Source organism: Micromonospora sp. DT53 (assembly GCF_049841535.1).
GTDB lineage: Bacteria > Actinomycetota > Actinomycetes > Mycobacteriales > Micromonosporaceae > Micromonospora.
Genome location: NZ_JBNCKM010000010.1, coordinates 252488 through 278048, shown reverse-complemented (window position 1 = coordinate 278048; position 25561 = coordinate 252488). Strand labels below are relative to the sequence as shown.

At 72.9% G+C, this 25561-nt stretch carries 25 protein-coding genes; 17 read left to right on the top strand and 8 right to left on the bottom strand.

Annotated elements, in window-relative coordinates; genetic code table 11:
• Positions 1-41: 41 nt before the first annotated feature.
• Positions 42-1409, bottom strand: a complete 1368-nt coding sequence (locus ACLQ3B_RS28350) for a glycosyl hydrolase family 18 protein (RefSeq protein ID WP_425783739.1) — start codon at positions 1407-1409, stop codon at positions 42-44.
• 202 nt (positions 1410-1611) lie between these two features.
• On the opposite strand from ACLQ3B_RS28350, the gene ACLQ3B_RS28345 reads away from it, so the two are divergent.
• From ACLQ3B_RS28345 to ACLQ3B_RS28335, 3 genes are all read left to right on the top strand, one after another.
• Positions 1612-2727 carry a M24 family metallopeptidase gene (locus ACLQ3B_RS28345; RefSeq protein WP_425783738.1) on the top strand — a complete coding sequence of 372 codons (1116 nt, stop codon included), beginning with the start codon at positions 1612-1614 and terminating at the stop codon, positions 2725-2727.
• The gene (locus ACLQ3B_RS28340) at positions 2724-3866 is read left to right on the top strand and encodes an acyl-CoA dehydrogenase family protein (protein WP_425783737.1); all 1143 of its coding nucleotides are present in this window, start codon (positions 2724-2726) and stop codon (positions 3864-3866) included. The genes ACLQ3B_RS28345 and ACLQ3B_RS28340 overlap by 4 nt, the downstream gene beginning before the upstream one ends.
• A gap of 107 nt (positions 3867-3973) precedes the next feature.
• Positions 3974-4480 (top strand): Lrp/AsnC family transcriptional regulator, encoded by a 507-nt coding sequence (locus tag ACLQ3B_RS28335; protein WP_327035942.1) that lies wholly within the window; start codon positions 3974-3976, stop codon positions 4478-4480.
• Here ACLQ3B_RS28335 and ACLQ3B_RS28330 read toward each other — a convergent pair.
• Positions 4410-5021 (bottom strand): histidine phosphatase family protein, encoded by a 612-nt coding sequence (locus ACLQ3B_RS28330; protein WP_425783736.1) that lies wholly within the window; start codon positions 5019-5021, stop codon positions 4410-4412. The genes ACLQ3B_RS28335 and ACLQ3B_RS28330 overlap by 71 nt on opposite strands.
• A 157-nt stretch (positions 5022-5178) precedes the next feature.
• Between ACLQ3B_RS28330 and ACLQ3B_RS28325 the strand changes: the two genes are divergently transcribed.
• The 3 genes from ACLQ3B_RS28325 to ACLQ3B_RS28315 all read left to right on the top strand — a co-directional run bounded on the left by ACLQ3B_RS28325 (position 5179) and on the right by ACLQ3B_RS28315 (position 6777).
• The gene (locus tag ACLQ3B_RS28325; protein ID WP_196926602.1) at positions 5179-5373 is read left to right on the top strand and encodes a CsbD family protein; all 195 of its coding nucleotides are present in this window, start codon (positions 5179-5181) and stop codon (positions 5371-5373) included.
• A 74-nt stretch (positions 5374-5447) separates the two neighbouring features.
• The gene (locus ACLQ3B_RS28320; RefSeq protein WP_425783735.1) at positions 5448-5789 is read left to right on the top strand and encodes a YnfA family protein; all 342 of its coding nucleotides are present in this window, start codon (positions 5448-5450) and stop codon (positions 5787-5789) included.
• A gap of 124 nt (positions 5790-5913) precedes the next feature.
• Positions 5914-6777: a polysaccharide deacetylase family protein gene (locus ACLQ3B_RS28315; protein WP_425783734.1), complete on the top strand. Its 864-nt coding sequence runs from the start codon at positions 5914-5916 to the stop codon at positions 6775-6777.
• A gap of 36 nt (positions 6778-6813) precedes the next feature.
• Here ACLQ3B_RS28315 and ACLQ3B_RS28310 read toward each other — a convergent pair whose 3' ends face one another.
• Entirely contained in the window at positions 6814-7758 is a 945-nt protein-coding gene (locus ACLQ3B_RS28310) for an NADP-dependent oxidoreductase (protein ID WP_425783733.1), read from the bottom strand.
• A 113-nt stretch (positions 7759-7871) separates the two neighbouring features.
• Here ACLQ3B_RS28310 and ACLQ3B_RS28305 point away from each other — a divergent pair, with 113 nt between their 5' ends.
• A complete protein-coding gene (locus ACLQ3B_RS28305; RefSeq protein WP_425783732.1) occupies positions 7872-8420 on the top strand; it encodes a TetR/AcrR family transcriptional regulator in 549 nt (182 codons plus the stop codon).
• 12 nt (positions 8421-8432) lie between these two features.
• Here the strand turns inward: ACLQ3B_RS28305 and ACLQ3B_RS28300 are convergent, their stop codons facing one another.
• Complete coding sequence (locus ACLQ3B_RS28300; RefSeq protein ID WP_425783731.1) at positions 8433-9125, bottom strand: TetR/AcrR family transcriptional regulator; 693 nt, start codon at positions 9123-9125, stop codon at positions 8433-8435.
• Positions 9126-9181: 56 nt separating this feature from the next.
• Between ACLQ3B_RS28300 and ACLQ3B_RS28295 the strand changes: the two genes are divergently transcribed.
• Positions 9182-10300: an FAD-dependent oxidoreductase gene (locus tag ACLQ3B_RS28295; protein WP_425783730.1), complete on the top strand. Its 1119-nt coding sequence runs from the start codon at positions 9182-9184 to the stop codon at positions 10298-10300.
• An 82-nt stretch (positions 10301-10382) separates the two neighbouring features.
• On the opposite strand, the gene ACLQ3B_RS28290 is transcribed toward ACLQ3B_RS28295, so the two are convergent.
• Positions 10383-11789: a KamA family radical SAM protein gene (locus ACLQ3B_RS28290; protein ID WP_425783729.1), complete on the bottom strand. Its 1407-nt coding sequence runs from the start codon at positions 11787-11789 to the stop codon at positions 10383-10385.
• A gap of 153 nt (positions 11790-11942) precedes the next feature.
• On the opposite strand from ACLQ3B_RS28290, the gene ACLQ3B_RS28285 reads away from it, so the two are divergent.
• From ACLQ3B_RS28285 to ACLQ3B_RS28245, 9 genes are all read left to right on the top strand, one after another.
• The gene (locus tag ACLQ3B_RS28285; RefSeq protein ID WP_425783781.1) at positions 11943-12992 is read left to right on the top strand and encodes a zinc-binding alcohol dehydrogenase; all 1050 of its coding nucleotides are present in this window, start codon (positions 11943-11945) and stop codon (positions 12990-12992) included.
• 4 nt (positions 12993-12996) lie between these two features.
• Positions 12997-14568 carry an amidohydrolase gene (locus ACLQ3B_RS28280; protein WP_425783728.1) on the top strand — a complete coding sequence of 524 codons (1572 nt, stop codon included), beginning with the start codon at positions 12997-12999 and terminating at the stop codon, positions 14566-14568.
• Positions 14565-16124: a lysine 5,6-aminomutase subunit alpha gene (locus ACLQ3B_RS28275; RefSeq protein ID WP_425783727.1), complete on the top strand. Its 1560-nt coding sequence runs from the start codon at positions 14565-14567 to the stop codon at positions 16122-16124. Before ACLQ3B_RS28280 ends, ACLQ3B_RS28275 begins: the two co-directional genes overlap by 4 nt.
• A complete protein-coding gene (locus ACLQ3B_RS28270; RefSeq protein ID WP_425783726.1) occupies positions 16121-16885 on the top strand; it encodes an OAM dimerization domain-containing protein in 765 nt (254 codons plus the stop codon). Before ACLQ3B_RS28275 ends, ACLQ3B_RS28270 begins: the two co-directional genes overlap by 4 nt.
• Complete coding sequence (locus tag ACLQ3B_RS28265; RefSeq protein WP_425783725.1) at positions 16882-17277, top strand: hotdog domain-containing protein; 396 nt, start codon at positions 16882-16884, stop codon at positions 17275-17277. The genes ACLQ3B_RS28270 and ACLQ3B_RS28265 overlap by 4 nt, the downstream gene beginning before the upstream one ends.
• Before the next feature lie 40 nt (positions 17278-17317).
• Positions 17318-18655, top strand: a complete 1338-nt coding sequence (locus tag ACLQ3B_RS28260; RefSeq protein ID WP_425783724.1) for a glutamate mutase L — start codon at positions 17318-17320, stop codon at positions 18653-18655.
• Between the two features lie 479 nt (positions 18656-19134).
• Positions 19135-20883, top strand: a complete 1749-nt coding sequence (gene lnt, locus ACLQ3B_RS28255; protein WP_425783723.1) for an apolipoprotein N-acyltransferase — start codon at positions 19135-19137, stop codon at positions 20881-20883.
• Positions 20884-20917: 34 nt separating this feature from the next.
• Complete coding sequence (locus ACLQ3B_RS28250) at positions 20918-21727, top strand: polyprenol monophosphomannose synthase (protein WP_425783722.1); 810 nt, start codon at positions 20918-20920, stop codon at positions 21725-21727.
• Positions 21728-21795: 68 nt separating this feature from the next.
• Positions 21796-22314 (top strand): FxsA family protein, encoded by a 519-nt coding sequence (locus tag ACLQ3B_RS28245; RefSeq protein WP_425783721.1) that lies wholly within the window; start codon positions 21796-21798, stop codon positions 22312-22314.
• 83 nt (positions 22315-22397) lie between these two features.
• On the opposite strand, the gene ACLQ3B_RS28240 is transcribed toward ACLQ3B_RS28245, so the two are convergent.
• The 3 genes from ACLQ3B_RS28240 to ACLQ3B_RS28230 form a co-directional block, all read right to left on the bottom strand.
• The gene (locus ACLQ3B_RS28240; RefSeq protein WP_030489777.1) at positions 22398-22739 is read right to left on the bottom strand and encodes an RNA polymerase-binding protein RbpA; all 342 of its coding nucleotides are present in this window, start codon (positions 22737-22739) and stop codon (positions 22398-22400) included.
• 228 nt (positions 22740-22967) lie between these two features.
• Positions 22968-24125 carry a hypothetical protein gene (locus tag ACLQ3B_RS28235; protein WP_425783720.1) on the bottom strand — a complete coding sequence of 386 codons (1158 nt, stop codon included), beginning with the start codon at positions 24123-24125 and terminating at the stop codon, positions 22968-22970.
• A gap of 26 nt (positions 24126-24151) precedes the next feature.
• The gene (locus ACLQ3B_RS28230) at positions 24152-25522 is read right to left on the bottom strand and encodes an MFS transporter (RefSeq protein WP_425783719.1); all 1371 of its coding nucleotides are present in this window, start codon (positions 25520-25522) and stop codon (positions 24152-24154) included.
• Between the last annotated feature and the right edge of the window lie 39 nt (positions 25523-25561).

Genomic DNA, 25561 nt, shown 5'->3' with positions numbered 1-25561 from the left:
CGCCTTCGCGTCGGCCGGGGGCTCTACCAGCCACCTGGCGGTCAGGCCGGGAGCGTCCAGCGCTGGTTGGCGCCGGCGAAGCAGTCCCAGATCTGCAGCCGGGTCCCGTCGGCGGAGCTGTTGTCGCTGGCGTCGAGGCACTTGTTCGACTGCGGGTTGCGCAGCGTGCCGTTGGACTGCGCCTGCCACACCTGGGCGCCGCTGCCGTTGCAGTCCCAGAGCTGGACCTTCGCGCCGTTGGCGGTGGAGCCGCTGGTGATGTCGGCGCACTTGCCGAGGGCGCGCAGCGTGCTGTCGCTGGCCACGGTCCAGGTCTGCGCGTTGGTGCCGTTGCAGCCCCAGAGCTGGACGGCGGCGCCGTTGGCGGTGCTCGCCGAGGCCACGTCGACGCACTTGCCGCCGAGCCCGGTGATCCGGCCGGTGCGACCGGTCGGCGGCGGGGTGGTGCCGCCCATGATGGTGTCGTACATGGCGCTGAGCAGTGAGGTCGAGCCGCTGGTGTCCTGCGACAGCTCCCAGTTCATCACGCCGCCGGCGTTGGCCAGCGCCCACTGCGTCTTGCGCTTGACCGTCGGAATGCCGTTCCAGCACTGCTGGCTGCCGCCGATGGTGGCGCAGTCCCGGTTGGCGTTCGCCGGGTCGAGTCCGACCAGGTACGAGTAGTTGTAGTAGACGGGGCGGCTGTAGAACGGGATGCCGAGGACGGCCTTGCTGGCCGGCAGGCCGCGGGCCTTCCACAGGTTGATGCTGTTGATCGACCAGTCGTAGTTGGCGTGCGGGCTGCCGCCGTCGTACGCCATGATGTTGAGCCAGTCGACCTGGTTGAACACGGCCGTCTGGACGCCCTGGACGCTGCCGCCCTCGCTGACCACGGCGGCGGTGAGCAGCTTGCCGCGACTGTGCAGGGCGCTGCTGAGCTGCGTCATGAGCGCCGTGTAGTTGTTGGCCGAGGCGCCCGGGTCGGGGTACTCCCAGTCCATGTCGACGCCGTCGAGGTTGTACTGGTTGACGAAGTTGATCAGGTTGTTGACGAAGTTGGTGCGGCTGGTGGCGTTGGCGGCGAGCGCCTCGAAGGCCGAGTCGTTGCCGTCGTTCCAGCCGCCGACGGCGACGGAGACCTTGACGTTGTTGGCGTGCCCCTGGGAGACCAGCGAGGAGAGCCGCGCCCCGTCCACCCCTTGCAGGGTGCCGTTGCTGTTGGGCAGGACGAAGGCGTAGTTGATGTGGGTGAGCTTGTTGTACTGGATGGTGTTGATGTTGCCGGCCCAGGAGGGCATGTAGCCGACGCTCTTGAAGTTGTTGGGCAGCACCACGGCCTGCGCGGCGGTGGAGGTGACGGTGAGGGTGGCGCCAGCCGTGGCCAGCGCGAGCAGGCCGGCGGCGAGGGCGCGGCGCAGTGGTGAGGACATCGGGGGCCTTCCCGTGGGCGGGGGACGACGCCCGCCCGCGCAGGGTTGTCGCGGGCGGGGGGTGCGGGGACGCAGGGACGGGTGGGCCTCGAGGCAGCCAAATCTTAAAGAGTGTTAACTGTCCGAGTCAATCCACATCTGTGGATTTCCGGTCGGGCGGTGTCAATGGGGGGTTTGCCCAAACGACCGTTAAGCTGGCGGGGTGGGAATCGACGAGCTCCATCCACCCGATCGGCTGATCGCCGCGCAGCGCGCGACGGCCGCCGCCGGGCTGGACGCCCTGCTGCTCACGCCCGGCTCCGACCTGCGGTATCTGACCGGGTACGACGCCCACGCGGGGGAGCGGCTGACCTGTCTGGTGCTGCCCGCCGAGGGCGAGCCGACCCTCGTCGTGCCCCGGCTCGAACGCCCGGCCGCCGAGGCGTCCCCGGCTCCGGCGACCGGGGTACGCATCGTCGACCACGTCGACGGCACCGACCCGTACCCCCTTGTCGTCGCCGCCCTCGACGGCCCGGTCACGGCGGTCGGGCTCGCCGACCGGATGTGGGCCGAGCAGGTCCTCGGCCTGCGCGCGGCGCTGCCCGACGCCGCGCAACGGCTCGCCGGTGAGGTGCTGCGCGAGCTGCGGATCCGCAAGTCCCCGGCGGAGGTCGCGGCGCTCGCCGAGGCCGGCGCGGCGATCGACGAGGTGCACCTGCGGATGGGCGATTGGCTGCGCCCCGGGCGCACCGAGGCCGAGGTCGCGACCGACATCGCCACGGCGATCCGCGCCACCGGGCATGTCACAGTCGACTTCGTCATCGTGGCGGCCGGGCCGAACGGAGCCAGCCCGCACCACGGCACCTCCGACCGGCCGATCGGCGTCGGTGAGCCGGTGGTGGTCGACATCGGCGGCACGATGGCGTCCGGCTACCGCTCGGACTGCACCCGTACCTACCTGGCGGGCGGAGCGGCGCCGGCCGACTTCCTGGACTACTACGCGGTGCTGCGCGACGCCCAGCGCGCCGCCGTCGAGGCGGTGCGGCCCGGCATCACCGCCGCGGCGGCCGACGAGGCGGCCCGAGCGCCGATCGCCGCCGCCGGCTACGGTCCCGCGTTCCTGCACCGCACCGGCCACGGCATCGGTCTGGACGGGCACGAGGAGCCGTACCTGGTGGCCGGCAACGACCGACCCCTCGATGCCGGCATGGCGTTCTCCATCGAACCGGGCATCTACCTGGCGGGCCGGCACGGCGCCCGCATCGAGGACATCGTCGTCTGCACAACGGACGGCGTGCAACGGCTCAACACCACCCCCACGGAGCTCATCGCGCTATGACTGTCGACCGGATCCTCCCCACCGACGAGGCCCACGACCTGCTGGGTCTCGCCACCGAGCTCGCCGACCGCGAGCTCGCGCCGAAGGCCGCGGCCTTCGAGGAACGCGCCGAGTTCCCCCGCGAGGTGCTGCGCACGCTGGGCCGGGCCGGCCTGCTCGGCCTGCCCTACCCCGAGGAGTACGGCGGCGCGGCGCAGCCGTACGAGGTGTACCTGCAGGTGCTGGAGATCCTGGCCAGCCGCTGGCTCGCGGTCGCCGAGGCGGTCAGCGTGCACACCCTGTCCTGCTACCCGGTGGCGGCGTTCGGCACTGACGAGCAGCGCAAACTGCTGCCGGACATGCTCGGCGGCGAGTTGCTGGGCGCGTACTGCCTCTCCGAGCCGCAGGGTGGCTCGGACGCGGCGGCGCTGACCACCCGGGCGGACCGCGACGGCGACGCGTACCTGGTCTCCGGCACCAAGGCGTGGATCACCCACGCCCGGACGGCCGACTTCTACAACGTCTTCTGCCGTACCTCAGGGCCCGGCCCGAAGGGAATCTCCTGCCTGCTCGCCGACGCGGGCACGGCCGGCATCACCCCGCAGGCGGCCGAGCGGACGATGGGGTTGCGTGCCTCCCCGGTGGCGCAGATCGCCTTCGACGCGGCGCGGGTGCCGGCCGACCGGCTGATCGGCGGCGAGGGGATGGGCTTCACCATCGCGATGTCCGCGCTGGACTCCGGCCGGCTGGGCATCGCGGCGTGCGCGGTCGGGCTGGCCCAGGCCGCCCTCGACTACGCGGTCTCCTACGCCCGGGAGCGGCAGCAGTTCGGGCGTTCCATCATCGACTTCCAGGGGCTGGGGTTCCTCCTCGCCGACGCGGCCACCCAGATCTCCGCCGCCCGCGCGCTGACCCTGGCGGCGGCCCGCCTGCGCGACGCCGGCCGTCCGTACTCGATCGAGGCGGCCAAGGCGAAGCTCTTCGCCACCGACATGGCGATGCGGGTGACCACCGACGCGGTGCAGGTCCTCGGCGGCGCCGGTTACGTGGCCGACCACCCGGTGGAGCGGTACATGCGCGAGGCGAAGGTGTTGCAGATCGTGGAGGGCACCAACCAGATCCAACGGATGGTGATCTCCCGGGCGCTGGCCAAGGACTGACGGCGGTGCGTGGTGGTGCGGCTGCGGTGGGCGCGTTCCGGCCCGTCGCGGCCCGCCACCCGGGTACCTCGTCGCCGTGCGGCGGTTTTCCCGGTAGGTTGCACGCCGTGGAGGAGATCGACCGCGCTATCGTCGCCGCGCTCACCGCCGACGGCCGTCTGTCGTACACCGACCTGGCCGAGCGGGTGGGGCTGTCGGTGTCCGCCGTGCACCAGCGGGTTCGCCGGCTGGAGCAGCGCGGGGTGCTCAAGGGGTACGCCGCCCGGGTGTCGTTCGAGGCGTTGGACCTGCCGCTTACCGCGTTCGTGGCGATCCGGCCGTTCGACCCGTCGCAGCCCGACGACGCCCCGGAGCGCCTCGCCCACCTGCCGGAGATCGACTCCTGCTACTCGGTGGCGGGGGAGGACTTCTACCTGCTGCTGGTGCGGGTGGCCAGTCCCACCGACCTGGAGCGGGTGCTGCAGGAGATCCGTACCTCGGCGAACGTCACGACCCGGACGACCGTGGTGCTGTCCACGCCGTACGAGAACCGGCCGCCGAAGATCAGCGCTGGGGCACCGAGTCGGTCGCGGTCCCGGGTGCCGGAGGAGCCGGCTGGTTCCACCGCAGGATGACCTGCCGGCCGTGTTCGTGACCGAGCGCGCTGACCGTGGCGGTCTCCAGGCGTAGCCGTCCGCCGGCGGACGGGGGCAGCCCGATCCAGCGGGCGCCGAGCACCCGCAGGCTGTGCGCGTGCCCGACCAGCGCGACGGTGCCCCGGTCGAGCAGCGGGGTGACACGGGCCAGCACCCGGTCGAGCCGTTCGCCCACCTGCGCGGGGGACTCCCCGCCGGGGCAGCCGTCGGTCCAGATGTTCCAGTGCGGATCGTCCTCGTGGATGTCGACGGTGGTGCGGCCCTCGTAGTCGCCGTAGTTCCACTCGCTGAGGTCCTCGTCGACGCCGTCGACGGTGAGCCCGGCCAGCTGCGCGGTGCGCAGCGCCCGGGAGCGGGGGCTGGCCAGCACGGTGACGAAGCGCCGGCCGGCCAGGAACGCGGCCAGGGTGCGGGCCTGTCGCTCGCCGTCGGGAGTCAGCTCCAGGTCGGTGTACGAGGTGTGCCGCAGGCTGGCGCTCCAGCTGGTTTCGCCGTGCCGGATCAGCAGGAGCTCTCCCATGCGGTCAGTTAACCATCGTGGGGCCGGGTCGACAGGCGACCCCGCCACTACCTATCTTCCTAGGATGCCTTACCGGGTGTGCCGACCGGCACCGCCGGTTTCGGCACCCGGAGAGCGGGCAAGCAAGCCGGGACAACCGCCAGACCGAGGAGGCCCGATGAGCTTCACCGAGAAGGCCAAGAACAAGGCTGAGCAGATGGCCGGCGCCGCGAGGGAGCGCGTCGGCGACATGACCGACAACGAGCGGATGCGTGGCGAGGGCGCCAGCCAGCAGAGCGACGCGCGCGCCAAGCAGGCCGGTCAGAACGTCAAGGACGCCGGTCGCAACGTGAAGGACTCCTTCACGAAGTGACCTGAGCGGTCCGCGGGTCCCCGGGTGGCATTGCCGCCCGGGGACCTGTCGCGTGCTGCGGCTAGGGTCGGCCGGTGACCGTGCTGCGTTCCCTGATGTTGTTCGCGCTGGCCGCGCTGGCCGAGATCGGCGGCGCGTGGCTGGTCTGGCAGGGCTGGCGGGAGCAGCGCGGGCTGTGGTGGATCGCGGCCGGGGTGGTCGCGCTGGGCTGTTACGGCTTCGTCGCTACGTTCCAGCCGGACGCGAACTTCGGCCGGATCCTGGCCGCGTACGGCGGGGTGTTCGTGGCCGGCTCGTTGGGCTGGGCGATGGTGGTGGACGGCTTCCGCCCGGACCGGTGGGACGTGACCGGCGCGGCGCTCTGCCTGCTCGGCGTGGCAGTCATCATGTACGCCCCGCGCGCCGGCTCCGCGTAACCCCGCACCCCGCCCGCACCCCTGCTCCGCGCTGGGGTCAGGGGGACAGTGAGGTTGTTTCGCTTCTGCGATGATCTGCGGCGTGATCCGACCTTGGCTCCGCCCATTATGGTGTGGCGTACTGGTGGCGGTGGGCCTCGTCGGCGGTGTCGCGTGCTCGGCGTCCCGGGTGCCGCCGCCGGACCGTCCTGTCTTCGTCGGGGCGTCCGCCTCGCCGGCCGTGCCGACGGCCAGCGGCACGGCATCGCCGGCGGTGGCGACGCCAACGGCTCCCGCCACCCCGCAGGCTGTCCCGGGGGCGACGCGGGTGGGGACCAGGGCGCCGGTGGTGGATCACGGCCCGCGCGCCGGCACCAAGGTCGCGTTGACCTTCGACGCGGACATGACCGACGGGATGCTGGCCAGCCTGCGGGCCGGCCGGGTGAAGTCGTACGCGAACCTGCGCATCCTCGACCTGCTGGAGCGCGAGCGGGTGCCGGCGACCTTCTTCCTGACCGGCAAGTGGGTGCAGCGGTATCCGGACGTGACCCGGCGGATCGCCGGTAACCCGCGCTTCGAGTTGGCCAACCACACCTACGGGCACGCGGCGTTCACCGCCGACTGTTATGACCTGCCTCGGTTGCCGGTCGACGAGTTGGCCGCCGATGTGGCGAAGACGTTCGAGGTGATCGAGCCGTACGGGGGTCGGCAGACCCGGTACTTCCGGTTTCCGGGGTTGTGCCACGACCCGGCGACGCTGGACGCGTTGGCGCCGTTGGGTGTGACGGTGGTCGACGGGGACGTGGTCAGCGGTGATCCGTTCGCGACGGCGTGGAAGCCGTTGGTGCGGGCGGTGTTGGACCACGTCCGCCCCGGGTCGGTGGTGATCATGCACGTGACCGAGGCGAACGCGGCGATGACCGATGAGGCGTTGCCGCACATCCTGGCCGGGTTGCGTGAACGCGGGCTGGCGCCGGCGCCGTTGTCGGAGGTGCTGGCCGGCGCCTGAGGCGTGCGGCGAGGCGTCGGCGGGTGCCCGCGACGCTCAGCTTCCCGGTGTGTCGTCGACGGTCAGGACGATCTTGCCGCGGCGGGGTCCGTGCTCGGCCGTCCGGTGTGCGTCGGCCGCCTTTTCCAGGGGGAAGGCGGCCCCGATCGGCACCGTGAGCCGGCCCTTGGTGAAGAGGTCGGCTGCGGCGGGCAGGCCGTGGCGGCCGTCGGGTTCGCCGGCGAGCTGCCCCATGGAGAGGCGGATGCCGTGCGTGGGGGCGGTGAAGTCGGCCAGGGTGAGTACCGCTGTCGGGTCGCCGGTGAGGTGGAGCAGTTCGGTCAGGGAGCCGGCGCCGGCGACGTCGAGGGCGCGGTCGATCCGGGTCACGTTCAGGGCGTCGAGGCGGCCGGGGAGGTCGGGGCCGTAGGTGACAGGTGTGGCCCCGAGGGTGCGGAGGAAGTCGTGGTTGTCGGTGCGGGCGGTGCCGATGACGTGGACGCCGCGGGCGGTGGCGAGTTGGACGGCGATGCTGCCGACGCCACCGGCGGCGCCATCGACGAGCAGTGTCATGCCGGGTCGCAGGTGCAGTAGGTCGAGGGCGCGGGTGGCGGTCTCGGTGCTGGTGCCGGCCGCGCCGGCCTGGGTCCACGGCATGGTGGTGGGTTTGTGCGCCCAGAGCTGTAGTACCGCGAACTGTGCGCTCGCGCCGCCGAGTGTGGTCAGATCGACGATGCCGAAGACGTGGTCGCCGAGGGTTACGCCGTCGACGTCGTCGCCGATCTCGTCGACGATGCCGGCCGCGTCGACGCCGGGGATGTGTGGCAACGGCAGTTGGGCGCTCATCGGGGTGCGGCCGGAGCGGAGGCCGACGTCGACGGGGGAGACCCCGGCGGCGTGGACGCGGATGCGGATCTGGCCGGCCCGGGGCCGTGGCGCGGTGGTGGTGCCGAGGTGGAGTACCTCGGGGCCGCCGAACCGGTCGTACTGCAGGGCGAACATCAGGAGCTCCTCTGCCTGGGGTGACGTGCTGGTGGTCGTACCGTAGGTCGGAAACGGAGCACCTGTTCCGTTGTGGGGTCAAGTGAGAGGAAGGCCGGTCGGAGATGTCTCAGATGCGGCGTGCCGATGCCCGGTCCAACCGTGATCGGGTGGTGGCGGCGGCCCGGGAGGCGTTCGCGTCGGAGGGGCTCGAGGCGCCGATGCGGGAGGTGGCGCGACGGGCGGGGGTTGGGGTGGCGACGCTGTACCGGCATTTTCCGACGCGTACGGAGTTGGTGGCGACGGTCCTGGCCGAGCGTGTGGAGGCCTGCGGTGTGCAGGTGCGTCGCGCGCTTGACGATCCGGACCCGTGGCGGGCGCTGTCGGGGGTGGTGCGGGAGTTCGCTGAGCGGCAGGTCCATGATCGGGCGCTCAACGAGGCGTTGTTGGGGCCTGGTGAGGTGGGTGCGGCGTTTCAGCGGGAGCGGCGTGAACACGCGCAGGCGTTGAATGTGCTGGTGGTGCGGGCCAGTGCGGCGGGTGTGCTGCGTGAGGGGGTCGGCGTCGACGACGTCCGGGCCGGTCTGTTGGCCATCGCGTCGCTTCGGCGGTTGCCGGCGGCGACGAGTGCCCGGGTGATCGGTCGGGTCGCCGACCTGGTGCTCGCCGGTATCAGCGCCTGACTGGTGTGGGTGTTAGGTCGGCGGTCGGGTGAGTTTGGCGGCGACGGCGTCGAGGACCCAGTCCAGGCCGGTCGCGAAGGATGCCTCGGCGTCGACGTCTGTGGCGTCGTGCACGGCCTTGGTCAGCGTGGGGAAGCGGCCGGTGGCCAGCATTGTTGTCACGTGCGGGCCGTTGGCGCGCTGCCAGTCGCGCTTGGACAGGCCGGTGGCGCGCTCGGCCCGTAGGTTCGCGATCTCGCGCCTGATCGCGCCGGTGGTGTAGGCGCTGACGGTTTCGGCGGCGCGCATGATGGTGTCGATGTCGGCGAGGCCGTCGAGGGCGGCCAGGTTGGCCTCGGTGACGGCGAGGCCGTTGGGGCCCAGGGTGGGGCGGCCGCCGAGCAGGTCGGCCAGCCATTCGTGGCGCAGGGCGGTTTGCCTGGTGCGGTGGGCGAGGGTGCGCAGCGCTTCCCGCCAGTCAGTGGGCTGCTCGTCGGGGAGGATCTCGGCGTTGACGGCGTCGATCATGAGGTCGAGCAGTTCGTCCTTGGTGGAGATGTATCCGTACAGCCGCATCGGGCCGGCGGTCAGCCGGGCGGCGACCTTGCGTAAGGACACCGCTTCCAGCCCGCCCTCGTCGGCGAGCGCGATGGCGGCGGCGATGATCTGCTCCCGGTCGAGCGGCACGGGGGGAGTCGGCGGCTCCGGCCGGTCCCACACGGTCATGGTCACTCCCTGCTGCTGTTGCGGTGCATTCTACGGGGGCGATACGGTGTATTGCCATGAGACACCGTATCGCTGTGGTCGGGGGCGGTCCTGCCGGCCTTACCTTCGCCCGTGTCCTCCACCGCCACGGTTACCCCGTCACCATCCTCGAACGCGACAGCGCGCGCGACTCCCGTCCCCCGGGCGGCACGCTGGACCTGCACGAAGGGCTGGGCCAGCTGGCCCTGGCGAAGGCGGGGCTGCTGGCAGAGTTCCAGGCGCTGTCTCGTCCCGAGGGGCAGGCCATGCGCATCCTGGACACTGCCGGGGCCGTTCTGCGGGACTGGCGACCGTCGCCGGATGAGCGGGCCAACCCGGAGATCGACCGTGGGCAGCTCCGCGACCTGCTGCTCGGCTCTCTCGACGTGCAGTGGGGGCGAGAGGTGGCGCAGGTGGTGCCGGGGACCGGGGATGGCGTGCTGGTTCAGTTCGCGGACGGGCGGCAGGAGTCCTTCGATCTCGTGGTGGGCGCGGACGGCGCCTGGTCCCGGGTCCGCCCGGTGGTCTCGTCGGTGACGCCGCGGTACACCGGCGTCACGTCGGTCGAGACCTCCCTCGACGATGTCGACAACCGCCACCCTGACCTCGCTGAGTTGATCGGCGACGGTTCGGTGGCCGTGTACGGCGTGAACCGGTCTATCGTCGCCCAGCGCAACAGCGGCGGTCACGTCAAGGTGTACGTCAAGTTCCGCGCGCCGCGGGACTGGCACGGCGACCTGGACCTGGCCGACGTCGAAGCCGCGCGGTCGGGGCTTCTGTCGTTGTTCGACGGGTGGGCCGCTCCCGTCCTGGACCTGCTCGGCCACGGCAGTGCCTTCGTCCACCGCCCCATCTATGTGCTGCCCGAGTCGCACACCTGGGCCCATGTCCGCGGGGTGACCCTACTGGGCGATGCCGCCCACCTGATGGCGCCGTTGGGAGCCGGCGCGAACCTCGCGATGCTGGACGGCGCCGAACTCGCGGAGTCCATTGCCGACGACCCGCAAGACCTGGACGAGGCCGTCCGCGCCTTCGAGGAACGGATGTCGGCGCGGGCCGGCAGGTGGGCGGCGATCACGATGGCCGGTCTGGAACGCCTCGTGAGCCCGGACCCCGCCGATGCTCTCGCCCTGTTCGACCAGGTCCAGCCGTCCTGACCGTCCGGAGCGCTGCTTCGCGAGCGGGCGGAGGGGACAGGCGACGACACCCCGGGGCGTGGCCGGGGTGTCGTCGGTGGGGTCAGTCGTCGCGGTGGTCGGCCCACCACTGCTGGCCGTCGGCGGGGAGGGTGTCGATCGGGTCGTAGTAGGCGTAGCGCTTGTTGAGCGCCTCCAGGTCGGCGGACTCGATGGAGGTGCGGTAGTTCTTCGTCCAGTAGGAGATGCCGCGCTCACGGTCGTAGTCGGTGAGCATGTGCACCCAGCGCTTGCCGACGAAGGGGACGTCGCAGACGATGCGCGGGGTGGCGTAGCCGGGGAGGTAGCCCATGATGTCGTGCTGGAGAAGCTGTGCGTGCCAGACCGGGACTCGCCAGTGTTCGGCGTTGGGGATCATGTCGCACATGTAGAAGTAGTACGGCAGGATCCCGGCTTCGCCCTGGAGGGCGAAGCAGAGGTCGAGCAGATCCGGGGTGGTGGCGTTGACGCCGCGCATGAGGACGCCCTGGTTGCGGACGTCGCGGACGCCGACGTCGAGGGCGGTCTGGGTGGCCTTGGCGACAAGTGGGGTGAGCGACTGGGCGTGGTTGACGTGGGTGTGGATGGCGAGGTTGACGCCGCGGCGGGCGGCGGTGCGGGCGACGCGTTCCAGGCCTTGGACGACGTCGGGCTGCAGCCAGTGTTGGGGTAGGCCCATGAGGGCCTTGGTGGCGAGCCGGATGTCGCGGACCGTCTCCAGTTCGAGCAGCCGCATGAGGTACGACTCGAGGTTGCGCCAGGGGACGTTGGCGACGTCGCCGCCGGAGACGACCACGTCACGGACGCCGGGGTGGGCCTTGAGGTAGGCGATGTGGGCGTCGTAGCGCTCGACGGGCTTGAGGGTGAGTTTGAGTTTGTCGACGGCGGGGGTGGAGTTGCCGACGAGGTCCATCCGGGTGCAGTGCCCGCAGTACTGGGGGCAGGTGGAGAGCAGTTCGGCGAGAACCTTGGTGGGGTAGCGGTGGGTGAGTCCTTCGGCGACCCACATGTCGTGCTCGTGGAGGCTGTCGCGGCTGGCGTAGGGGTGTGAGGGCCAGTCGGTGCGCCGGTCGGAGGCGACGGGGATCATGTAGCGGCGGATGGGGTCGGCGAGCAGCGCCTCGGTGGTGGGCGTCGCGAACGGCACCATCGTGTTGATCATTTGGGGTGGCACCAGCATGGACATGGTGGCCAGGGCCAACTGGTCGGCCTCGAGGTCGGCGTAGAAGGTCTCGTCGATCAGGTCACCGAAGACGGCGCGGAGCTGCTTGATGTTCTTGACGCAGTTGACGCGCTGCCACTGGGCGGATTCCCACTGGTCGCGGGTGACGTGGCGCCAGCCGGGGAAGCGGGTCCAGTCGGGTTCGACCAGGGGGCGGCGGTGGTATTCGTAGGGCTGCCCGGCGGTCGGTGCGGCGACCGGGGCGTGACGGGGTTGAGGGATGGTCTCAACCGGTTGGGTCTGGGTCACGGCCCCTCCTCGGTGTTACGGCTGGTCAACGAAGCCCGAAGGCTACTGGAAAATATTCGGTACAGAAACTAGTCTGCCGTAAGTTTTCCCGTTACGCGAGCCTTGACCGGGGCTTCGGACGGCTGGCAGGGGGAGGTTGGCGTGACGTCACCGGTGGGACTGCACCGCGTCGTGCAACCGGCGGGGGTGCTGCCGCAGGCGGCCTGGCGCCTGGACACGTCGGCGGCGATCGCGCCGAACGAGGTGCGGATCCGGGTGCAGCGGCTCAACCTGGACGCGGCGAGCTTCCGGCAGTTGTCGGAGAAGCACGGCGGGAACGGTGACGCGGTCCGCGCCGAGGTGCTGGAGATCATCGCGACCCGGGGGAAGATGCAGAACCCGGTGACCGGGTCGGGCGGCATGTTGATCGGCACGGTCGAGGAGGCCGGTCGGCGGTCCCCGCTGGGGCTCCGGGCGGGGCAGCGGGTCGCCTCCCTGGTGTCGTTGACGTTGACGCCCCTGGTGATCACCGACGGGTTGGCCCGTTGGGACGGGCGCAGCGAGCAGGTGCCCTGCGACGGGTGGGCGATCCTGTTCGCGCGGTCCATCGCCGCGGTGCTGCCCGAGGACGAGGACCCGCAGTTGTCCCTCGCCGTGCTGGACGTGTGCGGGGCGCCCGCGCTGACCGCCCGGGTGGTGTCGCGCTATGTCGAGGAGCGTCGGCGTGGCGGTGATCCGACGCCGGTGCGGGTCGCGGTGATCGGTGGGGCCGGTAAGAGCGGGTCGCTGTCTCTCGCCGCGGCACGGCGGGCGGGCGCCGCGCGTACCGTCGGGGTGGTGCCGGTGGCGGCGGAGCGCGACGCGCTGACGGCCGCCGGCCTGGCGTCGGTGGTGGCGTTGGCCGACGCGCGCGACCCGGTGGGGTTGTCCACGGCGGTGACCACCGCGCTGGGTGTGCCGGCGGACGTGACGGTGGTCTGCGTGGACGTGCCGGGGTGTGAGCACGGCGCGGTGTTGGCCACCGCGGACGGCGGCACGGTGATCTTCTTCTCGATGGCGACGAGCTTCTCCGCGGCCGCGTTGGGCGCGGAGGGGTTGGCGGCGGACGTGACGATGCTGGTCGGCAACGGGTACGTGCCGGGGCACGCGGAGTTGGCGTTGGGTTTGCTGCGGGCCGAGCCGGGGGTGCGTCAGCTGTTCGCGGCGCGGATCGCGGCAGACTGAGGTCATGACGAACCCCTCGACGTTGTACCGCGGCGGCGTGCTGCACTGCCCCGCCGACCCGAGCGCCACCGCGCTGCTGGTGTCCGGTGGGCGGATTGCCTGGTTGGGAACCGACGATGACGCGCCGCCGGCCGACCGGGTGGTGGACCTGGGTGGGGCGTTGGTGACGCCGGCGTTCGTCGACGCGCACGTGCACGCCACCGACACCGGGTTGGCGTTGTCCGGGTTGGCGTTGTCCGGGGCGCGCTCGGCGGGGCAGCTGCTCGACGCGGTGGCGGCGTTCGCGGCGGGCCTGCCGGCGGACGCGGTGGTGCTGGGGCACGGTTGGGACGAGTCGGGTTGGTCGGATCCGACGCTGCCGGACGCGGCGGCGCTGGACCGGGCCGGCGGTGGTCGGCGGGTGTACCTGTCGCAGGCGTCCCTGCACGCGGCGTTGGTGTCGTCGGCGTTGCTGGCGGCGTGCCCGCAGGCGGTGCGGGCGGTCGGGTACGACGCGTCGGGGTGGCTGCGGCGCGACGCGCATCATGTGGTGCGGGCGGCCGCGCAGGGGTCGGTGAGTCGGGCGCAGCGGGTGGCGGCGCAGCGGGTGGCTCTCGCCCACGCGGCGTCGTTGGGGATCGCGGCGGTGCACGAGTGTGGTGGCCCGGAGATCTCCGACGAGGAGGACTTCACCGGTCTGCTGGGCGTCTCCGGCGCGGGGTTGCCGGAGGTGTACGGGTACTGGGGTGAGTTGGGTGGCGCGGCGCGGGCCCGGGAGTTGGGTGCGGTGGGCGCCGGAGGTGACCTGTTCGCCGACGGGGCGTTGGGGTCGCGGACGGCGCACGTGTCGCAGCCGTACGACGACGGCGACGGTGACGGTTGCGGGCACGGGTACCTGTCGGCGGAGCAGGTGCGCGATCACCTGCTGGGCTGCGCGGCGCACGGCATGCAGGGCGGGTTCCACGCCATCGGTGACGCGGCGATCGGCACCGTCCTGGACGGTTTCGCGGCGGCGGCGCAGACGGTGGGTGTGGAGCGGTTGCGGGCGGCCCGGCACCGCATCGAACACGCGGAGATCATGAACAAGCGGTTGATCGCGCGGTTCGTGGAGTACGGGGTGGTGGCGAGCATGCAGCCGGCGTTCGACAGGTTGTGGGGCGGCGCGGGCCGGATGTACGAGACGCGGTTGGGGTTGGACCGGGCGTTGGAGTCGAACCCGATGGGTGCGATGCACTCGGTGGGGGTGGCGTTGGCGTTCGGGTCGGATTCGCCGGTGACGCCGCTGGACCCGTGGGGGTCGGTGCGGGCGGCGGCGGCGCACCACAACCCGGCGCAGCGGATGGGTGTGCGCTCCGCGTTCGCGGCGCACACCCGTGGTGGGTGGCGGGCGGTGCACCTGGACGTCGAGGGGGTCCTCGCGTTGGGCGCGCCGGCGACGTTCGCGGTGTGGTCGACGCCGGCGGGGGTGGAGCGGGGCCTGCCGGTGTTGCTGGCCGAGGACCCGGAGCAGCGGGGTCCGGACGACCCGACGCCGCTGCCGGTGTGCCGGCGTCTGGTGCTGCGCGGTGAGGTCATCTATGAGGAAGGGTCGTCATGACCGGAAAGCTTGATCTTGATCCGGTGCTGGTGGCGCGGGCGCGGGAGTTGGCGCGTCGGGCCGGGCAGCCGGTGGTGGACCTGGCGCGCAGCCACACCACGGTGTCGGTGGAGCGGGCGGTCCTGCGGTTGGCGGGGGTGAGCGGCGCCGACCCGGACGGCATTCCGTGGGTGAACCGGCTCGTCGACGCGGTCGCCGCGGACGTGGGGTTGGGCCACGGGGTGGCGGTGCCGGTGTTCGACGCCCTGGTTCGCGACGGCAGCACCGATGTGACGTTGCTGGCGCAGAAGGCCGCCGCCGGGTCGGTGCGGTTCAGCCAGCCCACCGGGCGGGCGGCGACGGCGGCCCGGTCGGCGGCGCGTAAGGCGGTCGGCGCGGGTGTCCGGCGCATCGACCGGCGGCGCGCCGAGCGGGACCGTCTGATCAAGCGGCACGGCGACCCGAAGCAGCGGCCGTGGATCTACCTGATCGTCGCCACCGGCGACATCTACGAGGACATCCCGCAGGCGCAGGCGGCGGCGCGGGCCGGCGCGGACGTGATCGCGGTGATCCGCTCCACCGGGCAGTCGCTGCTGGACTACGTGCCCGAGGGCGCGACCCGGGAGGGGTTCGCCGGCACGTACGCCACGCAGGAGAACTTCCGGTTGATGCGCGCGGCGTTGGACGAGTCGTCGAAGGAGGTGGGCCGCTACGTGCGGTTGACCAACTACGCGTCCGGGTTGTGCATGCCGGAGATGGCGGCCCTGGCCGGGCTGGAACGCCTCGACATGATGTTGAACGACTCGATGTACGGGATCCTGTTCCGCGACATCAACCCGGTGCGCACGTTCGTCGACCAGCGGTTCTCCCGGCAGGTGCACGCCCGCGCCGGGATCATCATCAACACCGGTGAGGACAACTACCTGACCACCGCCGACGCGGTCGACGAGGCGCACACGGTGACGGTGTCGCAGCTGCTCAACGAGTTCTTCGCGCACGAGGCGGGGTTGGCGGACTGGCAGTTGGGGTTGGGGCACGCGTTCGAGATCAACCCGGAGGTGCCGGAGTCGTTCCGGTTGGAGTTGGCGCACGCGTTGCTGGCCCGGGAGTTGTTCCCCGACGCGCCGTTGAAGTGGATGCCGCCGACGAAGCACATGACCGGTGACGTGTTCCGGGGCAACCTGCTCGACGGGTTCTTCAATCTGGCGGGCGCGCTGACCGGTCAGGGCATCCTGCTGGTGGGGATGATGACCGAGGCGGTGGTGACGCCGTGGTTGTCCGACCGGGACATCGCCCTGCAGAACGTGCGTTACGTCCTCGGCGCGGCCGGTGGGCTGCACGAGGACTTCGTGCCGGCGCCGGGCGGGTTCATCCGCCGGCGCGCCAACCAGGTCCTCGGTGAGGCACTGGACCTGCTGGAGCGCATCGGGGAGCAGACGCTGCTGACGGCGATCGCCGAGGGCACCTTCGGGATCATGAAGCGGCCCGCGGACCGCGGTAAGGGTCTCGACGGGGTCGCCGCGCACGAGGCCGACTACTGCAACCCGGCCACCGACATCCTGGAGGCGGCGGCGTGAGCCAGCACAGCGGCGTGAAGCAGATCGTGCGCCCGTACGGGGACACCACCGGCGACGGGATGGTGCAGGTGTCGTTCACCCTGCCGGTGACCCACGACAAACGCGCCGAGGGCGCGGCGGTGCAGTTGGCCAACAAGATGGGCATCGACCCGGCGATGGTGGTGCACGCCAAGCCGATGGGCGACGGGTTCACGTTCTTCGTCGTCTACGGGCGGGCCAACCACCTGGTCGACCTGGGCGCCGTGCAGGTGGTGGAACGCGACTTCGCGCTGCTGTCGGCGAAGGACGTCAACACGGTGATCAAGCAGCGGTTGCGGCGCAAGCTGTCAGTGGTCGGGGCGTGCATCGGCACCGACGCGCACACCGTGGGCATCGACGCGATCCTCAACGTCAAGGGCATCGCGGGGGAGAAGGGCCTGGAGTACTACCGGGAGTTGAAGGTCACCAACATGGGCGCGCAGGTCAGCGTGCCGGAACTGGTGGAGACCGCCCGGGCGGAGAAGGCCGACGCGGTGCTGGTGTCGCAGGTGGTCACCCAACGCGACGCGCACCTGCACAACACCCGGGAGATGTCGGCGGCGTTCCGCGAGGCGATGCCGGCGGGGCGGCGGCCGCTGCTGATCGTCGGTGGTCCCCGGTTCGACGAGACGATGACCGACGAGTTGGGCGTGGACCGGATCTTCGGTCGGGGCACCACGCCCGGCGAGGTGGCCAGCTACCTCGTGCACGCCCTGATCACGCAACGGAAGGCGATGGCATGACCGACGCACGGCTCGGGTTGACGGTGACGCACCGGCGGTATGTGCCGTACTCGCACGCCCACTACGCCGGCAACCTCGTCGACGGGGCGTACGCCCTCGGGTTGTTCGGCGACGTCGCCACCGAGGTGTGCATTCGCACCGACGGCGACGAGGGCCTGTTCGCCGGGTACGCCGACGTGCGGTTCCACGCGCCGATCCACGCCGGGGACGTGGTGCAGGTGACCGCGCAGGTGTCGCGGGTGGGCACCCGCAGCCGCACCCTGGAGTTGAGCTGCGCGGTGGTGTGCCGGGGCCGCCCGGACCGTTCCGCGTCCGCCGCCGAGGTCCTCGACCCGCCGATCGTGGCGGTCACCGCGACCGGCACCGTGGTCGTCCCCGCCGCCACAACGTGAGCCGGGGTTGCGAGCCCCGCAGTCGCGAACAGGGCAAGTCGTGACCCTGGCGGTCTGCGCGGACGTCGGCTCCACGTACACGAAGGTGGCGGTGGTGGAACTGGCCGCCGGTGTCCTCGTCGGCGCGGCGTCGGCGCCCACCACGGTGGGCACCGACGTGTTGCACGGCCTGGACGCCGCGGTCGCGGCTGCCACCGCCGGGCTCGGGGTCCGCGACGTGCCGTGGTACGTGTGCTCGTCGGCCGGTGGCGGGTTGCGACTGGCCGTGATCGGCTACGAGCCGCTGGTCACCGCGCAGGCCGGCCGGCGGGTCGGGTTGTCCGCCGGCGCGCACGTGGTGCACGTCGCGGCCGGTCGCCTCGGCGCGGCCGACCTGACGGCGTTGCGGGCGGCCCGGTGCGACGTGGTGCTGCTCGTCGGCGGCACCGACGGCGGCGACGCCGACACCGTCACCCACAACGCCACCCGCCTGGCCCGGGCCCGGTGGCGCACCCCCGTGGTGTACGCGGGCAACGCCGACGTACGCGAGCAGCTGACCGGGCTGCTGCGCGACGCCGGGGTGCCGGTCACCGACGCGGACAACGTCCTGCCGCGCATCGGGGTGCTCGCCCCGGCGTCGGCGCGGGCGGCGATCCGCGCGGTGTTCCTGCGCCACGTCATCGGTGGTAAACGACTGTCCAGGGGCGCCCGGTTCGCGCGGCTGGTGCGGGCGGCCACCCCCGACGCGGTGCTCACCGGTGTGGAGGTGCTCGCCGACACCCTCGGCGGTGACCTCGCCGTGGTCGACGTGGGTGGGGCCACCACCGACGTGTACTCGGTGCTCACGCCCGACGAGCGGGCCACCGGGCCGGGCCGGGAGGTCGCCGGCAGTCTGTGGCGGGCCCGCACCGTGGAGGGTGATCTGGGCATGCGGTGGAGCGCCCCCGGGGTCGTGCGCGCCGCCGCCGAGGAGCGGCTGCTCGCCGCCGACGAGTCCGACGAGTTGGGCGCCGCCGCGGCGCGCCGGGCGGCCGACCCGGCGTTCCTGGCCGCCGACGACGTCGAGCAGGCGGTGGACCGGCGCATCGCCACCCTCGCCGCGACGGTGGCGATGCGCCGGCACGCCCGGGGCGCCGCCACCGGTGAGCGGGCCGGACGGGACCTGCGCGACGTGCGGCTGCTGGTGGGCTCCGGTGGGGTGCTGCGGCACGCGCCGGCAGGCGTGTCCGGGCAGGTGCTGACGGCGGTCCTGGCCGACCACGCCGGCGGGTGGGCGCTGCCGCGCGCCGCCGCGGCGGTCATCGACGCCGACTACGTGCTGGCCGCCGGAGGGCTGCTCGCCGAGGAGCACCGGGCGGCCGCGCAGGCACTGCTGCGTCACCATCTGCGTACGCATTGAGACTCGCCGACCCGACACGCCGTGGCGCATCACACGACAGGCCGGGTGCGGGTTGACAACCGACGGGGGTTGGCACGTACCGTCTTTGAGTCCTACCACGGGAAGCGGCTGTTGTTCGCTTCGTCCTCTCGTCCGCTGGCCGAGCGACATTTTTCAGCGTCATCGTCGCGGCGGCCAGGTCCAGCGGGCGGGGGTCGGCGGGGCGGCGCGAACCGGCCGCGGTTACCGGTGTACGGGCAGGGTGAGGTGCACGGCCAGTAGACAACGGCCCGGCGGGGGCAGCCAGTCCACGTCCGGTCGGTCCGAAGGTCGTCGTGCCCCATCCTCGCCACACCGGCCGGGAAGGGCCTGGGAGCATCGGGGCGCGGCGCGAGCCGCGCCCCGATTTCATGTCTGCCGGGCGGTTCGTGCCCGACGGCCCGACGCGTCCGGTGCACCCGCCAGCCAGGTAACCTTCGCCAGGTGATCGAGGTGAAGCGGTGACGACCCTGGACCGGGATGAGACGCACACCCCGGCGGCGCTGCCCCGGCCGGTCGTCGCGGGTCGGCCGTTGCCGCTGCGGGTCGCCGTGCCCCTGGCCGTGGCCGCCGGGCTGGCCCTGCTGGTGGCGTTCCCCCCGTACGGGGTGTGGCCGCTCGCGCCCGTCGGGGTGGCGTTGCTGGCCGCCGCCGCGCACCGGCGGCGGTTGCGCGCCGGCGCCGGCCTGGGCTTCCTGACCGGGGTGGCGTTCTTCGCCCCGCTGCTGGCCTGGACGAACCTGCACACCGGTTACCTGCCGTGGGTGCTGCTGTCGCTGTTGCAGGCCGGCTACCTGGCGCTGCTGGGCGCGGCCACCGCCTGGGTGTCGCCGCTGGCCGACCGTTCCCGCTGGGCGTGGCCGGCGCTGACCGGGCTGCTCTGGGTCGGGCAGGAGGCGCTGCGCGACCGCACCCCGTTCGGCGGGTTCCCGTGGGGGCGGTTGGCGTTCAGCCAGGACACCTCACCACTGCTGCGCCTGGCCGCGCTGGGCGGCGCCCCACTTGTCACCTTCGCCGTGGCCCTCGTCGGCGGGTTGCTGGTCACCGCCGCCTGGCGGGCCTGGGCCACCGCCGCACGCCCCGCACCCCCGCACACCACCCCGCCGCCCCCGGACGGCCCGCTGGACGCCGCGCCGGAGCCAGACGGCCCGCTGGACACCCCGGCGGGCCCGGACAGGCCTCTGGACGCCCCGCCGCGCGCTGGCGTCCCGGCGGCACGCCGGTGGTCGCCGGTGGTCGTACCGGCCGTCGTGGCCGTCGCGCTGACCGCCGGGGGTCTGCTGGTGCCGGTCGCCACCGCCGGGTCCGGCGCCACCGTCACCGTCGCGATCGTGCAGGGCAACGTGCCCCGGCTGGGCCTGGACTTCAACGCCCAACGGCAGGCGGTGCTCAACAACCACGTCGACGCCACCATCGAGCTGGCCGCTCGGGTCGCCGCCGGGCAGCAGCGCCAACCCGACGTGGTGGTGTGGCCGGAGAACTCCAGCGACATCGACCCGCTGCGCAACCCCACCGCCGGGGCGCGGATCTCCCAGGCCGCCGACACCGTCGGCGCGCCGATCCTGGTCGGCGCGGTGCTGCTCGGCCCGGGCGCCGGGGAGGTCCGCAACGCGGGCATCCTGTGGCGCCCCGGCACCGGAGCGGACCTCGACCAGCTGTACACGAAACGCCACCCGGTGCCGTTCGCCGAGTACGTGCCGCTGCGCGACGTGGCCCGGATGGTCAGCAAACAGGTCGACCTGATCCGCGCCGACTTCGTGCCCGGAAGCACCCCGGGCGTGGTACGCGCCGGCCCGGCCGTGCTCGGTGACGTGATCTGCTTCGAGGTCGCCTACGACGAGGTGGTCCGCGACACCGTCACCGGCGGCGCGCAACTGCTGGTGGTGCAGACCAACAACGCCACCTTCGACGTGGCGGAGGCCCGCCAGCAGATGGCCATGGTGCGGCTGCGGGCGGTGGAGCACGGACGGCCGGCGTTGATGGCCTCCACGGTCGGAGTGTCCGGGTTCGTCGCACCCGACGGGCGGGTAAGCGATGCCACCGGGTTCAACACCCGAGAGGTCGTGGTGCGGCAGTTGCGCCTCGACGACGGACGCACCCTCGCCACCCGCCTCGGCTGGTGGCCCGAGGTGGCGCTCGCCGCGCTGGCCGCGGCGGCCCTGCTCGGCGCGGCGGTGCTGCGCCGGCGGCAGCGGGTCATGCCCGGATAGCAACAGCCGGTACGCCGGCGGGAGCGGAGGAACCGTGATCCAGGCGACCGATACGATCCGACGCCCGGACGAGGTGCCCGGGGTGGGCCGGGTGCTGGTGGTGATCCCCACCTACAACGAGGCCGACAACATCGCCGCGATCGTGGGCCGGGTCCGGCGCGCCGCCCCGGCGGTGCAGATCCTCATCGCCGACGACAACAGCCCCGACGGCACCGGCGCGATCGCCGACGCCCTCGCCGACGGCGACGCGCACGTGCAGGTGCTGCACCGCCACGGCAAGCAGGGTCTCGGCGCGGCGTACCTGGCCGGGTTCGGGTGGGCGCGCGAGCGTGGTTATCAGGCGGTCGTGGAGATGGACGCCGACGGCTCGCACGCCCCGGAGGACCTGCCGGCGCTGCTCGACGCCGCCCGCGACGCCGACGTGGTGATCGGCTCCCGGTGGACCAGCGGCGCGCGGGTGGTCAACTGGCCGCTGCGGCGGCTGCTGCTGTCACGCTGCGGCAACCTGTACGCGCGCCTGGCGCTGGGCATGCCCGTGTCGGACGCCACCGGCGGTTACCGGGTGTACCGGATCAGCGCCCTCGACGCCATCGACCTGGAGTCGGTGACCTCGCAGGGCTACTCGTTCCAGGTGGAGCTGTCGCGGCTGGCGCACCAGGCCGGGGTGCGGATCGTGGAGGTGCCGATCACCTTCGCCGAGCGGGAACGCGGCGACAGCAAGATGAGCCCGAAGATCGTGGCCGAGGCGCTGTGGCGGATCACCGCCTGGGGTGTGCGCGACCGTCGTCAGGCGGTCCGTCGGGGCCTGCACGGCACCGCCACCGGTCAGGCACGGTGGCCGTGAGCGCGGCCGTGTCATGCTGGATGGGCGGGGCACGTCCGTGGTGTCCGCAGGATTGGCGATGAGGTGAGATGCGCCGAGGACTGAGGTTCGTACCGTTGGCCCTGTTGCTGGCGGTGGTGCTGGAGCTGGCGGTGTTCGTCGGTGTGGGACGGGCGCTGGGGTTCGGGGCGGCGGTGTTGCTGGTGTTCGCCGCGTCCCTGCTGGGGTTGGTGCTGCTGCGCCGCGAGGGCATGCGCGCCTGGCGTGGGTTCCGCTCCGCGGCGGCGGCCGGGCAGCCCCCAGGTGGGCAGGTGACCGACGGGCTCGTCGGGTTGGCGGGCGCGCTGTTGCTGGCGGTGCCCGGTCTGGTCAGCGGGCTGGTCGGGTTGCTGCTGCTGGTGCCGCCGGTGCGTCGACTGGCTCGCGCCGGGGTGCGCCGTGCCACCGAGCGGCGGGTGTCGTCGATGGTCGCCGGTGACCTGTTCGGCCCCCGCACGGTGCGGGTGCGTCAGGGTGCGCCGCAACCGACTCCGCAGCCGGAACAGCCGGTGGTGGTCGACGGCGGCCGCGCCATCGAGGGCGAGATCGTGGAGCCCGGCCGGCACTGAGAGCAGGCCACCTACCGCGCGCAGACACACGACGGCGCCCCCGGGGAGAACCCCGGGGGCGCCGTCGTTGTGCGTCGTGCGGCTCAGGCGCGGCCGCGGCGGGTCCGAACCTCCTGCAGGCGCTCCTCGAGGATGTCCTCCAGCTCGGCGATCGAACGCCGCTCCAGCAGCATGTCCCAGTGGGTACGCGGCGGCTTGGCCTTCTTCTGCTCCGGCTCGTTGCCGTCGACGAGTCGGGCGACGCTGCCGTCGAACTTGCATTCCCAGGTCATCGGGACCTCGGCGTCGACGGCGAACGGCACCTCGAACTGGTGGCCCTTGGCGCAGAGGTACTCGCGGGTCTGACGCGGCGCGAGCTCCGTGTTGCGGTCGGATTCGTAGCTCACCGCGCCAAGGCGGCTTCCGCGCAGCATACGCTCGCCCATGATCGACTTCCCCTCGTTCGTGGTGCTGGTCTTCTGGGTGTAACGGTGCGTCCCCGCCGAGCCATTCCCGCCCGAGGGCGTGAGGCGTCCACGGGTGGGCCGGGACCAAGGGTAGCCGGCCGGGACGGTCACCCGGTGAGGTGATCCCCAGGCCGGTCGCGACAACGGTGTGTGTCCGCGGCCACCGGGGAGGTTAACCGCCCAAGCCTACCGAAGGTTGCGCCACGATCATCGGGTGGCGTCGCCGGGAGCTGTGGCGCCGAGGCGGGCCAGCGCCAGCGCCAGGTCGCTGACCTGGTCACCGAGCTGCGCCACTCGCCGCTGGGCCAGGTCCCGATCGGTTTCGGCGGCGTCGAGTCGTACCGTCAGGGCGGTGCGGTGGCCCTCGGCGGTCACCGCGGCCTGCCGGGCCACGGCCAGTTCGGCGGTGAGCGTGTCGCGGTGGGCGGCCAGGGCGGCCAGCTCCGCGCGCAACCGCGCGGCCAGCTCCGCGGCCTCCTGCCGGGCCTTGTCGGCCTGCCGGGCGGCGACCTCGGCGCGGTCGCGGGCCCGGTCGGCCTGCTCACGCGCCCGGGCGGCGTCGGCGGCCTCGGCACGGGTGCGTGCCGCGTCGGCGCGGGACTGCTCGATCTGGCGTCGGACGTCCTGCACCTCGGCCTGCCAGCGCCCGGCCCGCTCGGTCGCCTCGGCGGCGGCCCGGGTGGCCCGTTCGGCCTCGGCGCGCAGCGCGTCGCGTTCCACGCTCAGGTCGGTCACCCGCTGCCGTTCGGCATCGCGTTGCGTGCGCAGGTCCCGCACCTCGGCGCGGGCCTGGTCGCGGTCGCGCTCGGCCTGGGCGCGCAGCGCCTCGGCGGCGCTGGCGTCGTGGCGCGCCTGGTCGCGGGCGGCCTCGGCGTGCTGCGCCCGCTCGTCGGCGGCGGTGGCCTGCCGCTGTGCCTGCTCGGCGCGCTGGCGGGCGTCGTCGGCCTCGGCGCGGGCGTCGCGGGCCTGCTCGCGGGCGCGCGCCGCGTCGGCCGCCGCCGCCTCGGCGTCGTCGCGGGCCTCGTCGCGTTCGGTCTGCGCCGCCGCGACCTCGGTGGCGGCCTCGGCGCGGGCCTGGGCGAGCTGCCGCTGCACACCCACCGGGGACAACTCGGCGTGCAGCGACTCGGTCAACGTCTCGACGATCTGGTCGAGGCGGTCCACCGCCTCCCAGGTGCGGGCCACCTGCCCCGGCAGACCGGGGGCGTTGCGGTGCCGCATCCGGCTGTTGCGGGAGGCGCGCTGGCAGTCGCCGTCGTTGTCGCGGCAGTAGCGAAACGGTCGACCCGCGCCGACACGCTGCGGCACCGGCCGTCCACAGTGGGCGCACGGGCGGGTCTCGGTGGTGCTGGGCTGGGGGTCCATCGAGGGCGAAGTCTAGTGCCGGTCGGTCAGCTCGTCGCCCGGGCCGTCGCGTCCAGGGTGTAGCGGCGTTGCAGCAGCAGCGCCGCGAGCATCGCCACCGCCGGCAGCAACCCGAAGCCGTAGCGGACCGCCGCGAGCGCGGCGTCCGGCTGCGCCGGCGACTCACCGGCCGTCGAGGCCACGAAACCACCAACGGCCAGGCACAGCGCGTACGCGTACGGGCCCAGCGCCGCGCCGGTGGCCTCGGTGGCCGTCCACACCCCGGTGTAGGTGCCGGCCCCGGTGCCGCCAGCGTCGGCGCTGGTCGTGCTGGCGGCGCGGATCACGTCGGGCAGCATCGAGAACGGCAGCAGCTGCATGCCGGCGAACGCCACCCCGAGCACCGCCACCGCGGCCACCAACACCGGCAGGCCGGCCGGGCGGCCCACCGCCAGCACCAGCGAGCCGGCCGCGAACGCGCCCTGCGCGCCGAGCAGCGCCCGTTGCTTGCCGACGCGTCGGGCCACCGCCAGCCAGACCGGGGTGACCAGCAGCGCCGGCGCCACGAAGGCGGCCACCAGCACCGTGGTCAGCCGGGGCGCGCGCAGCTCGTACTCGGCGTAGTAGGGCACCCCGGCGAGCACCAGGTGGGTGGTGGTGGACATCGCCAGGTACGCGGTGACCAGCCACCGGAACTGCCTGTCGCGCAGCGCCGTGCGCAGGGCCCGCCACCCGCCGTGCCCGGCCGCGGCGGCGGCCGGCGCGGATCCGCGCAGCCGGGCGATGCCGGCGACACCGACCAGCATGGCCACCAACATCCCCACGGCGAGGACCACGCCCATGCGCTGGTAGCCGCCCCGCGTCGCGGCGTCGCCGCCGGTGAGCAGCGGGGCCAGCAGCCCGGAGACCAGGATGCCCAGGGTCAGCACGACCATCCGGAACGCCATCAGGCGGGTGCGTTCGTGGTAGCCGATGCGCAGGTCGGCGGGGGTGGCCAGGTAGGGCACCTGGTAGGCGGCGAAGAGCAGGTTGCCGGCGATGAAGAACACCGCCACCCACGCGGCCGCTGGCGCGCCGGTCAGGCCGCCGGGCACGGCGAAGAGCGCGGCGAACGCGAGCGGCAGGACGCAGCCGAGCAGCAGCAGGCGACGACGGTCGCCGCGTCGGGTCTGCTCCACGTCGGCGCGGTGCCCCACCCAGGGGTGCAGCAGCACGTCGGCGATCTTCGGCAGCAGCAGCGCCAGGCCGGCCAGCCACGGCCCGACGGCCAGCACGTCGGTGAGGAAGTAGAGCAGCAGCAGGCCGGGCACGGTCACCCAGATGCCCATGCCGAGCGAGCCTGCGGCGAAGCCGGCAAGGGGGCCGCGTGGCAGCGTCGCGTCGGTGGCGGCCGCGGGCCGCCGGTCCAGCCCGGTCATCGCCGCATCCTCTCCGCAATCCAACGGTTGCTGGATTCT

Excerpts from the sequence above, each read along its gene's own strand:
- ACLQ3B_RS28350 (WP_425783739.1), bottom strand. The coding sequence starts at position 1,409 with ATGTCCTCACCACTGCGCCGCGCCCTCGCCGCCGGCCTGCTCGCGCTG.
- ACLQ3B_RS28340 (WP_425783737.1), top strand. The coding sequence starts at position 2,724 with ATGACTGTCGACCGGATCCTCCCCACCGACGAGGCCCACGACCTGCTG.
- ACLQ3B_RS28330 (WP_425783736.1), bottom strand. The coding sequence starts at position 5,021 with ATGGGAGAGCTCCTGCTGATCCGGCACGGCGAAACCAGCTGGAGCGCC.
- ACLQ3B_RS28325 (WP_196926602.1), top strand. The coding sequence starts at position 5,179 with ATGAGCTTCACCGAGAAGGCCAAGAACAAGGCTGAGCAGATGGCCGGC.
- ACLQ3B_RS28310 (WP_425783733.1), bottom strand. The coding sequence starts at position 7,758 with ATGTTCGCCCTGCAGTACGACCGGTTCGGCGGCCCCGAGGTACTCCAC.
- ACLQ3B_RS28305 (WP_425783732.1), top strand. The coding sequence starts at position 7,872 with ATGCGGCGTGCCGATGCCCGGTCCAACCGTGATCGGGTGGTGGCGGCG.
- ACLQ3B_RS28300 (WP_425783731.1), bottom strand. The coding sequence starts at position 9,125 with ATGACCGTGTGGGACCGGCCGGAGCCGCCGACTCCCCCCGTGCCGCTC.
- ACLQ3B_RS28295 (WP_425783730.1), top strand. The coding sequence starts at position 9,182 with ATGAGACACCGTATCGCTGTGGTCGGGGGCGGTCCTGCCGGCCTTACC.
- ACLQ3B_RS28280 (WP_425783728.1), top strand. The coding sequence starts at position 12,997 with ATGACGAACCCCTCGACGTTGTACCGCGGCGGCGTGCTGCACTGCCCC.
- ACLQ3B_RS28275 (WP_425783727.1), top strand. The coding sequence starts at position 14,565 with ATGACCGGAAAGCTTGATCTTGATCCGGTGCTGGTGGCGCGGGCGCGG.
- ACLQ3B_RS28265 (WP_425783725.1), top strand. The coding sequence starts at position 16,882 with ATGACCGACGCACGGCTCGGGTTGACGGTGACGCACCGGCGGTATGTG.
- ACLQ3B_RS28245 (WP_425783721.1), top strand. The coding sequence starts at position 21,796 with ATGCGCCGAGGACTGAGGTTCGTACCGTTGGCCCTGTTGCTGGCGGTG.
- ACLQ3B_RS28240 (WP_030489777.1), bottom strand. The coding sequence starts at position 22,739 with ATGGGCGAGCGTATGCTGCGCGGAAGCCGCCTTGGCGCGGTGAGCTAC.
- ACLQ3B_RS28235 (WP_425783720.1), bottom strand. The coding sequence starts at position 24,125 with ATGGACCCCCAGCCCAGCACCACCGAGACCCGCCCGTGCGCCCACTGT.
- ACLQ3B_RS28230 (WP_425783719.1), bottom strand. The coding sequence starts at position 25,522 with ATGACCGGGCTGGACCGGCGGCCCGCGGCCGCCACCGACGCGACGCTG.